Origin of the sequence: Rhodanobacter sp. 7MK24 (assembly GCF_014842995.1) — a bacterium.
GTDB lineage: Bacteria > Pseudomonadota > Gammaproteobacteria > Xanthomonadales > Rhodanobacteraceae > Rhodanobacter_A.
Genome location: NZ_JACYXL010000002.1, coordinates 1 through 13868, shown reverse-complemented (window position 1 = coordinate 13868; position 13868 = coordinate 1). Strand labels below are relative to the sequence as shown.

The 13868-nt window shown below is 56.8% G+C and carries 12 protein-coding genes and 1 tRNA gene; 9 read left to right on the top strand and 4 right to left on the bottom strand.

Annotation, left to right across the window (positions count from 1 at the left end; genetic code table 11):
- Window positions 1-191 precede the first annotated feature (191 nt).
- The 4 genes from IHE49_RS04865 (at window position 192) to IHE49_RS04850 (ending at window position 6579) form a co-directional block, all read left to right on the top strand.
- Complete coding sequence (locus tag IHE49_RS04865; protein ID WP_192155495.1) at window positions 192-4247, top strand: helix-turn-helix domain-containing protein; 4056 nt, start codon at window positions 192-194, stop codon at window positions 4245-4247.
- A gap of 24 nt (window positions 4248-4271) precedes the next feature.
- Window positions 4272-4562 (top strand): hypothetical protein, encoded by a 291-nt coding sequence (locus IHE49_RS04860; RefSeq protein WP_192155493.1) that lies wholly within the window; start codon window positions 4272-4274, stop codon window positions 4560-4562.
- A gap of 162 nt (window positions 4563-4724) precedes the next feature.
- On the top strand, window positions 4725-5132 hold the full coding sequence (locus tag IHE49_RS04855) for a very short patch repair endonuclease (protein WP_192155491.1): 408 nt from the start codon (window positions 4725-4727) through the stop codon (window positions 5130-5132).
- 133 nt (window positions 5133-5265) lie between these two features.
- Window positions 5266-6579: a DNA cytosine methyltransferase gene (locus tag IHE49_RS04850; RefSeq protein WP_192155489.1), complete on the top strand. Its 1314-nt coding sequence runs from the start codon at window positions 5266-5268 to the stop codon at window positions 6577-6579.
- Here IHE49_RS04850 and IHE49_RS04845 read toward each other — a convergent pair.
- From IHE49_RS04845 to IHE49_RS04830, 4 genes are all read right to left on the bottom strand, one after another.
- Window positions 6566-7408: a hypothetical protein gene (locus tag IHE49_RS04845; protein ID WP_192155487.1), complete on the bottom strand. Its 843-nt coding sequence runs from the start codon at window positions 7406-7408 to the stop codon at window positions 6566-6568. The two genes, IHE49_RS04850 and IHE49_RS04845, sit on opposite strands and share 14 nt — an antisense overlap.
- A 240-nt stretch (window positions 7409-7648) precedes the next feature.
- The gene (locus tag IHE49_RS04840) at window positions 7649-8038 is read right to left on the bottom strand and encodes a hypothetical protein (protein ID WP_192155485.1); all 390 of its coding nucleotides are present in this window, start codon (window positions 8036-8038) and stop codon (window positions 7649-7651) included.
- Window positions 8039-8053: 15 nt separating this feature from the next.
- A tRNA-Ile gene (locus tag IHE49_RS04835) sits at window positions 8054-8152 on the bottom strand.
- A gap of 411 nt (window positions 8153-8563) precedes the next feature.
- The gene (locus tag IHE49_RS04830) at window positions 8564-9484 is read right to left on the bottom strand and encodes a hypothetical protein (RefSeq protein WP_192155483.1); all 921 of its coding nucleotides are present in this window, start codon (window positions 9482-9484) and stop codon (window positions 8564-8566) included.
- Window positions 9485-9636: 152 nt separating this feature from the next.
- Here IHE49_RS04830 and IHE49_RS04825 point away from each other — a divergent pair, with 152 nt between their 5' ends.
- The 5 genes from IHE49_RS04825 (at window position 9637) to IHE49_RS04805 (ending at window position 13493) form a co-directional block, all read left to right on the top strand.
- Window positions 9637-9912, top strand: a complete 276-nt coding sequence (locus IHE49_RS04825) for a hypothetical protein (RefSeq protein WP_192155481.1) — start codon at window positions 9637-9639, stop codon at window positions 9910-9912.
- A 497-nt stretch (window positions 9913-10409) separates the two neighbouring features.
- Window positions 10410-10733 (top strand): hypothetical protein, encoded by a 324-nt coding sequence (locus IHE49_RS04820; protein ID WP_192155479.1) that lies wholly within the window; start codon window positions 10410-10412, stop codon window positions 10731-10733.
- Window positions 10723-12012, top strand: coding sequence for a DDE-type integrase/transposase/recombinase (locus IHE49_RS04815; protein ID WP_192155477.1), 1290 nt, complete (start codon window positions 10723-10725; stop codon window positions 12010-12012). The genes IHE49_RS04820 and IHE49_RS04815 overlap by 11 nt, the downstream gene beginning before the upstream one ends.
- Window positions 11996-12547: a Mu transposase C-terminal domain-containing protein gene (locus tag IHE49_RS04810; RefSeq protein WP_192155476.1), complete on the top strand. Its 552-nt coding sequence runs from the start codon at window positions 11996-11998 to the stop codon at window positions 12545-12547. The genes IHE49_RS04815 and IHE49_RS04810 overlap by 17 nt, the downstream gene beginning before the upstream one ends.
- Window positions 12531-13493 carry a TniB family NTP-binding protein gene (locus tag IHE49_RS04805; RefSeq protein WP_192155474.1) on the top strand — a complete coding sequence of 321 codons (963 nt, stop codon included), beginning with the start codon at window positions 12531-12533 and terminating at the stop codon, window positions 13491-13493. Before IHE49_RS04810 ends, IHE49_RS04805 begins: the two co-directional genes overlap by 17 nt.
- Window positions 13494-13868 lie beyond the last annotated feature (375 nt).

Below are 13868 nucleotides of genomic sequence, written 5' to 3'. Positions count from 1 at the left end.
TGATCGGCGCGGCTTTGCTCGCCCTCTTAGCCCGCTTCACGCAGGCGGTCGAAACGCCGCGCGGAGGTGACGACGCGGTGGAGGCCCACCTCATGTTCGTAGCTTCCATCGTTGGTTGGGACAATTTCATAACTCATGAAACGTGTTACGATAAAGCATAACACTTTTTTTGAGTTATGCGTATGCACCTAGTGGAATTCGGAAAGATCCTGATCCAGGCTCGTCTCGACGTCGGCATGGCGGGCCAGGTCGAACTGGCGGCAGCCTTGGGAGTCAGCCAGCAGACCGTCAGTCGATGGGAGCAAGGAAAGTCTCGGCCGCGTGCGGCACAAATTCCCGCCTTGGCCGCTGCTCTCAATACCGATGCTGCGCGGCTCCTCTCGGCCGCCGGTTACGCCGAAGGTAGTTCCGGGGGCGAACTCCCGTCATCGTCACGCTATGGACTTGATCTGCCGTGGCCGGTGGATGCCCTCCCTTACGAAACCTTTGAACGCTTCTGTGCGGATCTACTTGATTGCTTGCATGGCGATGCTGCAACGGTGACGCGCTACGGCTCACAAGGTCACAAGCAGAACGGACTCGACATTGACGCCGTCTTCGGTGATGGCTCGCGTACGACGTATCAATGCAAACGCCAAAAGAGCTTGGGGCCGACCCATATAGCCAAGATTGTTAAGGACCATAAGGAGCCCGCCGATAAAAAGGTCATCCTGTTCAGCGGCATTGCCAGCCCGCAGGCTCGCGAGAAAATAAAGAGTTATCGCGACCAAGGCTGGGAGCTATGGGATCGCGAAGACATCACGCGCCGCGCACGGCTTGACCTGGACAGAATCGACCAACTGCGACTGGTGGACGTTTACTTTCCAGGGCAGCGACGACAGTTGCTGGGCGAGCTGGAGCCGTCACCTTGGCGTCGCCCCGAGGAGTTCTTCGCCGGCATGACGGCAGCCTCAAGTGGAAACGTCCAGCCATGGACTTATGCGTGGGAACTAGTTGGTCGATCCAAAGAGCTGGAGGTGATCAGGCGCTTTGTCGAGGAGCCCGGTGGTCGCGCCTTGTTGCTGATAGGCAATGGAGGTAGTGGCAAGACGCGATTGCTCAAGGCTGTGTGCGATGCGATATCCAAGGACAGGCGAGTTTTCTTCCTGCCGCGCGATGCCACAGCACACCCGAAAGACTTCGAGGCGTTTGGCAATGATCCCAAGGTTCTGATAAGCGATGATGCTCATGACAGAGACGATTTGGGGCGGCTTGCTGAGTATGTGGCTGACCCATCTCATCAGGCTCGGTTGATCTTGTCGCTTCGGCCTTATGGTCGGCAGCGCGTAGACAAACAGATCCGCGCGCTGCGCTCCGAAGATTCGATCCCAATCACCCTGCCGCCACTCAACAAAGACGAAAGCGAGCGACTGGCTCAGCGAGCTCTGCGTCAGTTCGGTGGTGATCGGCGCCATGTCGAACGCCTCGCTGCCTACACGCGTGATTGCCCATTGGCGACCGTCATTGGTGCCAAGGTTCTTGCATCTGGGGTGATGGATGCGCAATTCCTCGGTGATGAATCGCAGTTCCGAGGAGAGTTCCTTCGTCACATCGTTAGCCAGACCGTATCGGGCGTCAGTTCTGGTCTTAACGAGCCATCGCTCAAGACGGTGCTGGCGGCGATCGCCATGCTTCAGCCAATTCGGGACAGCGATCCTGATCTCATCGAGGGCTTGGCACGTCTCGCGCATATCTCACGCCACGAAGTAGCGCAAATCTTGAAGCGTTTGCACGATGCCAGTGTGCTCTACAAGCGAGGTTACGAAAGTCGTCTGATACCGGATCTGATGGGTGATTTCCTCATCGAGGAGCAGGGTGTCTCCGCCGAAGATGTGTTCGATCATGTCCCTGACCGCTACGCCGAGCAGATTCTTCTCAACCAGGGACGACTGGATTGGCGTCGATCGAATGGCGACACGGATCGAAGTCAATTTCTGGATCCGCTGTGGTCGCGTCTCCTCAAGGACTTCCCTGTCGGGCAGAGCTACCTGCGAGCCGCGGCGGCTGTTGCTTTCTACCAACCCAAGCAGGCGTTGGCATTCGCTCACCGGGTGATCGAGAAAGGGCAGCGAGACGAGTTGTTGGCTCAGATCGCGCGCAATGCTTCCATGGGCAAGGAATTCGATCACATGGCCGAGGCATGCGAGCTTCTCTGGCAGCTTGGGCAGAACGACACGCAGTCAACCAATCAACAGCCGTCCCATGGCATCCGCGTGCTCTCCGAAATGGCATCTCCTATGCCGGGAAAACCGATCGGATACATAGAGCAAGTCGTGGCATATGGACTGGAGCTCCTGCGTTACCCGAAAGCCTGGACAGGTGCGCACACGCCGTTGGAGTTTTTGACTGGAGTATTGGCGACAGAGGGACATACAACCGAGGGAAACAATCGTGAGATCCGCATGCGGACGTTCTTCGTTTCTCCAGAAGGAATGGCTCGCCTACGGCGTCAAGTGATTGATGCGTGCATCCGCCTTCTGTCAGATTCGGATGTTTCACACGCTATCAAAGCGGCTCAGGTGCTGGGCGGCGCCTTGCGGTTTCCGGTGGGGCTGTTCGGGGCGAAAGTCGATCAGGCAACCCAGAAGAGCTGGGATGGCGATTTCTTGCAAACCCTGCACGACCTTCTAGAAAAGGTTGAGACAGGAGCTGTTCCCGCCACTGTGGCTATCAAGCTGGCCTCCAACGTACGCTGGCATGCGCAGCATGGAACCGACGAGCAAAGGGCATTGGCTGAAAAGATCATGGCCTTTCCCGGCAAAGATCTAAGGTCGCGTACGATTCTCAAGCTGTTGGATGGTTGGGGGCACCTGACTGCGCCCCTTGGCGGGGACAGCTGGCAAGAAAACCTCCAAAGTCTCCAGGCATTCGCACAAGATCTACTGCAACAGTTCACTGACCCCGAAGCGCTTTATGCGTTCTTGCGCGAATGTTTAGGGGAAATCCAAGCATCGAAGACGAGCGATGCATCCTCCCAACTGCTGCTACAGCAACTTGTTGAGATTTCCACATCATTTGCTCGTCTGTTGCTTGATCACGCGAGGCCTTGTAACACTCCGGATCCGCTGATCCTTCCGCACGTAGGTATCGCTTTGGCAGCATTGATGCGCGCTGCGCCGGAAGATGCCTATGCAATGATCCAGACACTTTTGGCATCTGACGATCAGCGATACATACGGGCTGTGGCGGAAGCCTACTGTCGCCATCAGCCGACGGATGACTACACCGACGAAGATCGTCAGATCCTCAAGAGGCTGGCGTTGTCCGTGGACCCCATGGTTCACAGGACTGTGGCTTCTGCGCTCTTTACCATTGCCAGGAAAGACTACGACTTGGCGGTGGAGTTGGTAGTCGCTGCAGAGTTCGACGCCTCACCGGAAGCGACGCATGACTACCTGATGTGGCTCAGTGGCAATGATCAGGTTCCATTCCATCGATTGACTGAAGAGCACATCAGGGTTTTGCTCGAAAAATTGGAGGGCCGCAGAGACATCGGTGATTACTGGATTCTCGCGTTTTTGAAGAAGGTGTTGAACAGTCGTCGAGACATGGGCATCCAGTTCTTAAAGGCGCGCATGTTTCACGCCACCAGGCGAGAAGATTGGACTTACCGCCCGATACCGTGGGGTGCGACGAACGAAGTTAGCTCTGATCTTGCCGTCACTCCCCACACAGATCGCCTTCTTCGTGAATTGTTTCAGTGGGCCGTGGAGCTGGAAGAGGCTGGCAGCAGTGTCCTTCCGTGGTTTGGCGACTTCATCAAGTTCCTGTTCGGCACACTGAGCGAGTCATTGCGCGGGCTCGTGCTGGGCCTGGCGTCGAGCGCCACGCAGATTGAAATAGATGTGCTGACATGTGTGCTACGCGAAGTGCCATACGACTTCATTTTTACGAACAGCAACTTCGTACGCGACCTGCTGCGTACAGCCAAGTTCGTGAGTGATGATGCTTTGGAACAAGTGTCAAGTGCTCTCTACGCATCATCAGTCTCGGGTGTGAGACATGGACTTCCGGGCAAGCCATTCCCGCGTGATCTCATGGTGCGTGACGAAGCCACTAAGCTCATGGAAAGCATGGGTCGCTTCGACCCTGCCTACAAGCTGTATCAGCGCGTACGAGAGAGCGCCATGTGCGACATCGAGAGGCAAGTTGAAGAGGGGAGGATCATGGATGAGCAGGACGATTCGGAATTCACGCCAAGAGATTGAAAACTACAGATCGCTAGAGGATTTATGACGGCACTTCCGTTATTGAAAATGAGCGTGTTCCTCGTGGGTATGACGGCGGTGCTCGTCTCCTCGGTTGCAGCCATCTTGTGGAGAAAGGCAAGCGAGGTGTCGGTTGACTTTGGGCCCGGAGCGCAGTCAGGGCTGCATGCAGTTCAGCAAGACGCGCAGATCTGCGCGCTCATGGTTGCATATCAAAAATCCGCCGACTTGAACGGCCGAGCAGCACGATGGTCTGCATGTGCGGCCTTCCTTTTTGGTGTCGCGACGTTCCTGTCGATCTTGCCCTCGGGCTGATCAAGCTGATTCTGACGCTGATGGCAATAGCCAAGAGACAATGGCAGCTCTTGGCAGGGGCGCTAGGTGCCTTGATCTCTGGGGTAGAGGTAGGTCAGTCTGTAGCAGGAGGATGCTAAGTCCGTTGGGTCTTTCGACTCGGTTGATAGGTACTTTGCTTGCATGGACTTTTTAGATGCGAAAGCGCGTAGTGCCTTGATGTCGCGTATACGGGGACGCGACACCAAGCCCGAACTTGCGGTTCGCAGGTACTTGCATGTGCGCGGGCTTCGATACGTACTCAACGATTCCAGCCTTCCTGGCAAGCCCGACTTGGCATTCAAGAGCCGCAAAGTTGCGGTGTTCGTCCATGGGTGCTTCTGGCATGGACACGTTGGGTGCGCCAAAGCACGGATCCCAAAGACGCGAAGTGTCTACTGGCGCACCAAAATCGCTGCGAACAAGACGAGGGATCGACGAGTCGAGACACGGCTTCGGAGAATGGGCTGGCGCGTGCTTGTGGTGTGGCAGTGCAAGATTGGCCCGTCCCGACTGGAGAGGCTCTACAGGGCTGTCGTTGCGAACGACTAATGCCAGCTCTTTTATCTCACGAAGTGCGACTGGATTCGGCTACAAATCACTCAGGGACGCCGGATTGATTCCGATCGACTTTTTGGCGAACCTGCGTTAACCTTTGACCGAAACCACCGAACGTGCACGGAACATGGCAAGACCTATCGGAATCGACCTCTTCGCAGGAGCTGGCGGCCTGAGTCTTGGCTTCGAACAGGCGGGCTTCGACGTTGCGGCAGCAGTCGAAATTGATCCCGTTCACGCGGCGATCCACAAATTCAACTTCCCTCATTGCCGTGTGATCCCCAAGTCGGTCAAAGATCTCACAGGTGCTCAAATCAGGAAGTTGGCCGGTATCGGCAAGAAGAAGGTCGACGTGGTGTTTGGCGGAGCGCCATGCCAGGGGTTTTCGTTGATAGGGCAGCGGATACTGGACGATCCGCGCAACTCCTTGGTGAAGGACTTTGTGCGTATCGTGCACGAGTTGGATGCGGACTATTTCGTTTTCGAGAACGTCAAGGGATTGACGCTTGGCAAGCATCGCAAGTTTCTCGAAGAGCTGATCGCCGAGTTCACCCGCAACGGCTATCAGGTTCGAAATGAGTGGCGGGTACTCAACGCGTACAACTACGGAGTACCCCAAGATCGTCAACGCCTCTTCCTCATGGGTGCAAAGAAAGGGCGCAAAGTCCCCGAATATCCCGACGCCATCACGGGAAAGCCAGGTAAAGTTAACGGTCTACCGAGCGCACCGACCTGTCACGATGCACTCAGTGATTTGCCAGACGCCGAGGGGTTTAAGCGACTTCTAGACAGCGACGAGGTTGAAACCAAAAAATGGGGCAAGCCGAGTGCATATGCACGCCTCATGCGCTGCGTCGACAATTCAGGATGGGTATTCGGCTATAGGCGCGAATGGAATCCTGAACTACTGACCGCAAGTCTCAGAACGGATCATACGGAAGTTTCCCGCCGCCGATTCTCGGAGACAAAACCTGGAAGCGTCGAACCCATTTCCAGGTTCTTCAAGCTACCGATCAAGGGCGTATCTAACACCCTACGGGCGGGCACTGACTCTGCGAGAGGTGCTTTCACAAGTCCCCGACCGATCCACTACAAACATGATCGTTGCGTCACCGTACGGGAAATGGCAAGGCTACATGGTTTTCCCGACTGGTTCCGATTTCATGAAACGAAATGGCATGGTGCTCGACAAATTGGGAACGCAGTGCCGCCGCCGCTAGGGCGGGCAGTAGCCGGGGCGGTCCTCAAAGCGATGGGCGCAGTCCCAACCAAGCCAGAAAAGGTATTGGAACTTAGCAACCAGGTATTGCTTCGGATGACCATGAGCGACGCTTCGGCGTATTGGGGAATCACGACGCCAATTGGCCGAAGGAACAGAAAGAGTGGAGCTAAGAAGCGGACCCAGCAAGAGATTGAAGCAACTCGTGTCAAACGAACTTGAATCGGCGCACCTGAACGATATCGATCAAATCGATGTCGCTGTGCTGGTCAGAGAACTCGACGACCCAAATCTCAGCGGTCACCTTGTCCATCCATAGGCACAGGCTTCGCACCTTGGCACCAGTAAGAGGGGGTTGGATCTTGCCGTATCGTGCTAAGCACGCTGCCCCATAGGTGTTGAGGTTCAGTACTTGCGACCACGAGAGCCTGTCCTGTCCACCCTTTCCGGAAATCGGGACAATTACGCCGAGCTGTCCCTCAAGCCCGGCTTGAACCTCGTCCACCTCCACCTGCCCGTACCCGACACTCGTTCGGTGATGTCCCTGAACTGGGTTGGCTTGGAAGCCAAGTATCTGATTGAATATTCCAGCATATCGGGCCCGAGCAAAAACGGCTTGTTCGTCTTTCCCCATGAGCTTCGAGTTAAATATCGGCGTCTGGTCGACAACGTACTCAAGCTGGGGCAGAGGAGAACAAATCGATTGCAGATCGATGATGTTCTTTCGAATGGTCTTTCTAAAGAAGTATTGACCCTTGCCAGATGACAGCCAAGTGATCGGAAACGCCTGCATCATCTCTGCAGGGAAATCGCGCCGTGCATCGTAGGAATACTTGATGTCGGCGATGTTTCGAATTTTGCCTTTCTTCAAAAGCCCGTCTCGTAACGCTTCTTCCGCTGCATCTCGAACATCATCTAGGGAGAAGGGGATGCGGGGAGGCAAGGTCGCCACCGTATAATTGGCCGTCAACCGTCTAAAAAGCAAAACGGCTACCCAGTCATAGTCGGCGTAGGCTGCGGCCTGACTCGTCGTTGCATACGGAAGCGCCATGGTCGGGCATCTTTTGATCGAGAATGTGCAGTCTCGCACGAACCAGTCCCTGCTTGCGATTTGAGGGCTGCTCCACCACGTCGACGGCACGACAAGTCGTTCAAGGCCTTGTCCCAATAGCTCTGGCCGCAGGCATGAAGCTCTTGGCTGCCTAAGGAAATAGCTGCGCTCCTGTGTCTACGCCCGGCCTTCCTACGGAGACGGCATGTCACGCTCGCGCGCAACAAAACCAAAGAATTATCAGGCACGCCTGCAGCATTCGCAGAGCGTCGAATGCCACCCCTTCGTGACAAGGGTGCCAGGTGCACCACATGCCTCGCAAATCGTTGCCGACTCTTGTTCGGCAGAATCGATGAGCCGGAAAACTTCTTCATCCCCGCCATCGACATAGAACCGCAGCGTGCCGAACTTCTCCTTCACCTGCGTCGCGACGATGTCCAGCCCGGTGGATTCGATGCGCTTGGAGATGGCTTGGCTAAGGCGATAGATCAAGTCCATCCAGCCATCACCGCACTCGAAGCCCCAGAGCGCGAGCACGGTGGGCTGATCCTGGCGAAGAGGATCGAGCCTCTGCGATCGGTACAGCTGCGGGAAGTCCGACTGCAGTCGTCGTGAATTTTCAGGATTCATACGGGCACCTGGGATTGGTGCCCCCGGCAGGACTCGAACCTGCATGGGTGGCTTATCTGGCCACTGCCTTTATCCGGATATAAGCCGGACGCCTAACCTCTCGGCCACGGGGGCGAATCAACGAACGAGCATGCTTCAGCTGCTCGTCGGTATTCGCTCGTGGTGGAAAGGAGGGCGGATCACGTCATGAGCCTATCATGATCACATAGCCACATGGGTGTACGTCTATGGGGTGAGCGTGGACAGGGACTGGGCATCACGAAGTGCGCTGCGAGCGCACGCGTTGCATCCACCGGTCGAAGTCCTCACGGGTGAAATCGGCGAGCACTTCACGATAGCCGCAGCCGCTTGCACACTCGACTTCCAGACCCGTTGGGCAATCCCGTGATCGCAGATGTGTCCCTCCGCACCGAGGGCAATGATCCACCGGTGCAATGGTTCGCCAGTCGGAATACGTTCCAAGGTGATGTGACATGGCGAACCTCCTAGACCGTAGTGATTGTCTTCGGCAGCAGTCCATTGTGCCTAGCGGATGTATTGATCGGGCGGACAGATCTGTCCAAGAAGCGCAGCAGACTCTATGGCGTCTTCCGCAAGTCTGTCTGGATCAGCGCCGTATCGCGTGGCAACGGAGAACGCATGGTTTGCAGGCGCCCAGATCTGTTCGTAGAACAGTTTCGAGATCAACTTTACGCTGAAAAGTAGCTGCGGGTGGTAGGCGATTGCTTTGGGAAATAGTGACCGCAGCATCAGGGAGGCCAACTCAAAGGCGCGTGCTTCTTGGATGTCCTGAGCGTACTTGGCTAAGGCGGTGATCAGGGTCAGCGCATCCAGGTGATCGAGTTGGCCGGGCTGCTCCAGTCGCAGCATGTCTCGAGTGAGTTGCTGCTTCTTCCTGTCGAGCTTATCGGCAGCCTCCGGGGTGCGTTCGATGCCCGTCTCAACGAACTGGATGTGGTCTCTCTCATCGAGGCAAGCCAAGTGTTGGGTAAGGGTGCCGCGTAGCAAGGCAAACAGGGGCACGCCGTCCAACGGGCGAAGTGTCTTTCCTGTCCAGGGTTCAAAGTCGATCGGTTCACGCCACAGCTCCGTACGTAGAGCACCCGGAATGCTATCGAGGGCGTAGTTCAGGGCCGCTTGCCTGTCCTGGTTGGCGTCCAGAAGATAGAACAGCGGATGATCCAGCCAGTACCGGATGTTGCAGTTCGGGAAGGCTGCCGTTACGGCTTGAATGGTTGCGCTGTCAGGAACAAATCCATCTCTGGCCATCTTGCCGAACTTGTTTGAGGCTTCAACGAAAGATCGGCTCGGGTGCTTGCTGAGTACCACCTCTTCTAGCCGCTTTGGCTGCCAGATTCCGTTCGCTGCGACGGCAATGTCGGCGAAAGCGGCGCGTGCCCGAAGCAGCCTGACTTCCTTGGTCCATCGTCGTGCAGTAGGTGGCATGAAGTGGGTGCTGGGCGGGACTTGCTGATCTTACTGATCACGCCTAGTCACGGGTAAGGTTTTGCATAAAACCTTACCTACCGATGTGGGGCATACCTGAGGGAGGATTACGCCTACAGAACGAGATCACGCCTACAGAGCGAGGGAACTCCATGAGCACGCACCATCTAGCCCAGCGGCAAGCCGAACTCGAAGAGAAGTTGTTCGCCAAATACGGTCCTTTCGTGGGCGGAAGCGCTCTGCGCCTTTTGCTGGGCTACAGCACGGGGGCGGCTTTCCGACAGGCGGTGATGCACAAGCGCGTGCCGGTGACCACATTCTTGCAGGAGGGGCGCCAGCCGCGGTTCGCGAGTACGAAGGATGTGGCAGCGTGGATAGCTCGCACGGAGGCTCGTGCCGAAGTGGCTCAAGGTCATCCGGAAGGGTAAGCGCGCCGCTATGCCACCGTAATCAGACGATCACGTCGAACACAGAGGAGGAGAAAGAACGATTAGCTGTCAGCTTTAAATTCGAGAGGCCCTGAACGACAGAGGCCCGCAGATGGGCAAACATCTGCGAGCCTCGGTTGTCCTAGCGGACTGGTGTCGGATTGGCGTCCTGACATCCCCAGCATTTCATACCCCTGCGCAGTCGTCAAGCGGCCGTGTTGCGGGTGAGGTTTGCCGGAAATCTCGCAAGGCGTGGGCCTCAGTTCTTGCCGCATAGCGGCTCTAAAACTGAGGAAAACAGCATGTTTCATATACGTCGAGTACACGCGCTCCGATCCTATCTAGCGGAAGACCGTGTTGCATCGCCTTACAGCATCCTGGAGGTCAAGCACGATCACCGTGTGATTCCTCTATCCCGTAGCCGGCATGTCCGTGGTTGGCACCCTGTTCGACTTGGGCATGATGCGGTTGGGTTCGAATCACAACTGGAGCGGCGCGTGATTGATGCGCTGACTGGCTATAGCGAGTTGATCCGCGTTGCTAGTCAGCCTGTGACGGTGACATACCGCGAGGATGGGAAAGCGCGGTCATACACACCCGACTTTATGGTTCGCTTGCATAGCGTCCCATTCGCTCTGGCTGAGCTTGGGTTTGGCAGTCGAACCTACGTCGAGGTTAAGCCCTACTTTGAGGCCCTGAAGATCCGTGACCGACTGTCGCGACGTTTCGCCGCGCTGTCGGAAGCTACGGGACACCCTGTCGTCCTGATTACCGATCTGGATTCCCTCGTGCTTGACCGGCAGGTGCGTCATGGCACCTGAGCTTCGACCACAGAGGATGGCGTTTTACCGTGGTGCGGTCGTCAAAGTGATTGAGCTGATATTCCACGACGCCGCCGTCATCGACATGGAGGGAACCAAGCTCACGGTCAAGCGCCGGGAATTGCTCCCCATGGCAGATCCGGAAGATGTGCTTGGAAAGACGGATGTTGCTGCCGTTCCATCAGGCCAGTGGGATCCGGCTGACACTCGCGCAGGAGCGATCCGCCTGTTGCTGAGCAAGAAATCAGGGCGCACTGCAGAGGCACAGAAGCAGGCTTCTGCACTGGGTATCAGTGAGCGCCAGTTCTGGCGGCTTGTCAGCGACTACAAGCTGCATGAAACGGTGAGCGGCCTGATCAGGCAGGCGCCAGGGCGCAAGGCAGGAACGACGGTCTTGGATCCAGGCGTCGAGCGCGTTATCGCGGAGAAGATCGATAGCTACTACTTGCAACCTGAGCGGCCGACGGTGACGGCACTGCATGAGCGCATAGCGGTGGCTTGTCGGGAACAGAGCCTTCAGCCGCCGACAAGAGCTACGGTGGCAAAGCGTGTGCGCAATTATGAGACACGGGCCGCACAGCGGCGTCGGATAGGATCAAAAAAGGCAAAGTACCTTTACGAAGCGATGCCCGGGCATGTGAAAGTGTCCGCACGCCTTGAGCGTGTCGAAATCGATCACACGCCGATGGATGTGATGGTTCGATCCGATGATCCGTACTGCGATTACATCGGTCGCCCTTGGTTGACAGTTGCTATCGACGTCTACACGCGATGCATCCTTGGCATCCATATTGGGTTCGAGCCACCTTCAATCTTGTCAGTTGCTTTGTGCCTGACTCATGCGGTTCTGCCCAAGGTGCCTGCTGCAGAGTTTGGTGTGCCGCTTGACTGGCCGATGCAGGGTCTTCCACGTGAAATCGTGGTGGACAACGGGAAGGATTTCGTCTCCGCCGCATTCAAGCGCGGGTGCATGGAGCATGGAATCGTCCTCTGTTACCGGCCTGTGGGTTCACCACACTACGGCGGATCCATCGAACGTCTGATCGGAACCATGGTAGGGCAGTGCCACCTTCTTCCAGGCACGACAAAGAACTCCGTCAAGGCGAAAGGCGAATACGACAGTGCGAAGCATGCCGTGTTGACGCTGCGTCAAGCGAGGACGTGGTTCGTCGAGCAGTTGCTCGGACGGTATCACGTGAACGAGCACCGGATGATCCGTATTCCACCTATCGAAATGTGGAAGAGGGCTGCGGAGGGCGACGATGCAGCCGCTCAATGAACTTGAGTTCCTTGCCACATTTCTGCCAGGCGACGCGCGTCGTCTGACCCGTACTGGTGTGCAGATTCACTCACTTCAGTACTGGAGCGATGAGTTGGTGCCGTGGGTAGGTCAACACCTGAACGTGCACGTCCATTACGACCCACGAGACATCACTCATGTCTTCGTGCGTACGCCCGGCGGCTTGCTCGTGAAGGCTCTTGTGACGACGCCAGACATTCAACCGATCTCGCTTGCGGAATGGCAGGTCAGGCGCTTCCACGAGAGATCGTTGTCGAGGTCGCCCGAGCTTGTGGCGTTGGCTGACGCCAGTCAGAAACGAGCAGACGCCCTTGTCGAGCAGGCAAAAGCATCAAGGCGAATCCGTAGACGAAAGGCCACGGAGGCGGCGGGTGATCGGTACCGCAGCGAACCTACGCCGTCTGCCAAGCCTGAGCCCGCCACTGTGAATCTTCGCGACGTCGAGCAGCAGCTGCGCGACTACCGCCCGCAAGCCTATGACATAGAGGAATTCGAAAATGAACGCTACCGCTGAAGGTATGCCCAGCCGCGACAAACAAGGCGGAGATTTCTACGATGCAAGGGGAGCCGAGGTGAACGATAGGCGTCATCTGCATCCGTCGACAGCAAGCTTGCTCGATGCTCCGAATGACGTCCGTGCGAAAGCAATCATTGAAGACCGCCAGATTCTGTATCCGGCCTTGCTGGAGGTGATGAACGAAGCAGAATGGATGGTGTACGAGCCCAGGCAAACGAGGGCGCGTGGGCTGATCGTGTGTGCCGACAGGGGAAACGGAAAGACAAGCCTCGCTAAGCTGGTCCATCAAAGATACGGCGACAACGACCGAAGTGACGCACCTTGTGTGCTGAAAATTTCCATGTCCGGGACCCGGGATGCACGTTCGGTTTACGGTCGCATCATGGAGGAGCTCGGCAGTCCGGCACGCATCTCACATCGCCTCAGCGATCGAGAACTCTTGGTGCAGCGTTTGCTTCGGGACGCCGATTGTCGATTGCTCGTGCTGGACGAGGTTCAGGACATTTTGCAAGGTAGCGAACGCGAGCAGCTGAGGGCTCTCGAAGGCATCAAGCTGCTGATGAACGAATTGAGTATCCACATACTCGCGTTCGGCACGGATCGTGCCGGACAGGGCTTCCGGAGCGATCCCCACCTTGCTGCACGCTTTACAGAGTTCGCGATGCCATCCTGGAAACCGGATGCTAGCCTGGCGAATTTCTTGGTGACCTATGAGCAGTTGCTGCCCTTGCGGAGACCCTCAAATTTGGGTTCGCCAGACAAAGTCTCCGCCCTGGCCAAGGTAGGCAAGGGTGTACTGGGGAATATCGTCGCCCGCATCAAGAATGCGGCGCTTGCGGCGATTGCGAATGGAACCGAGTGCATCACGACCGAATTGATTGTGGCGTCGGCCGGGCGCCCATCGGCGCGTCTCCTCAAGAGAGAAGCTGCCCAGGGGGAGTGAAGCTATGGGGCATTCTGTGATGCGTTTACGTGTGGCGCCTCCCTTCCCGGGGGAGAGCATGTCTTCATTTCTTGGGCGTGCCTCGCAGTTCTACGCAATGCCGCCCAAGGTACTTATTGGCCAATTGCTTGGTCGCGAGAGGGCTTTCGGGAAGGGAATATCCGATCTGGATCTGAATCCATCTGCGCAGCTTGAACAAGTATTGGCGGGGAGTGTCGAGGGATGGCGCTCCCCGTGAAGCGTCCTCGTTTTCCCGAGTCACCCGGAAATAGAGGTAGTTGATGATGCCATGGCAAACGCGACGGGCGAGAGTCCGCCGAGTGAGCGATGGGGACGTTGATGGTTGTAGCGGTGGCGCCAGTCCTCGGTCATGCG

Bases quoted from the DNA above. Each gene is read 5' to 3' on its own strand.
- IHE49_RS04850 (WP_192155489.1), top strand. From the start codon at position 5,266: ATGGCAAGACCTATCGGAATCGACCTCTTCGCAGGAGCTGGCGGCCTG.
- IHE49_RS04855 (WP_192155491.1), top strand. From the start codon at position 4,725: ATGGACTTTTTAGATGCGAAAGCGCGTAGTGCCTTGATGTCGCGTATA.
- IHE49_RS04830 (WP_192155483.1), bottom strand. From the start codon at position 9,484: ATGCCACCTACTGCACGACGATGGACCAAGGAAGTCAGGCTGCTTCGG.
- IHE49_RS04805 (WP_192155474.1), top strand. From the start codon at position 12,531: ATGAACGCTACCGCTGAAGGTATGCCCAGCCGCGACAAACAAGGCGGA.
- IHE49_RS04815 (WP_192155477.1), top strand. From the start codon at position 10,723: ATGGCACCTGAGCTTCGACCACAGAGGATGGCGTTTTACCGTGGTGCG.
- IHE49_RS04810 (WP_192155476.1), top strand. From the start codon at position 11,996: ATGCAGCCGCTCAATGAACTTGAGTTCCTTGCCACATTTCTGCCAGGC.
- IHE49_RS04845 (WP_192155487.1), bottom strand. From the start codon at position 7,408: ATGGCGCTTCCGTATGCAACGACGAGTCAGGCCGCAGCCTACGCCGAC.
- IHE49_RS04825 (WP_192155481.1), top strand. From the start codon at position 9,637: ATGAGCACGCACCATCTAGCCCAGCGGCAAGCCGAACTCGAAGAGAAG.
- IHE49_RS04840 (WP_192155485.1), bottom strand. From the start codon at position 8,038: ATGAATCCTGAAAATTCACGACGACTGCAGTCGGACTTCCCGCAGCTG.
- IHE49_RS04860 (WP_192155493.1), top strand. From the start codon at position 4,272: ATGACGGCACTTCCGTTATTGAAAATGAGCGTGTTCCTCGTGGGTATG.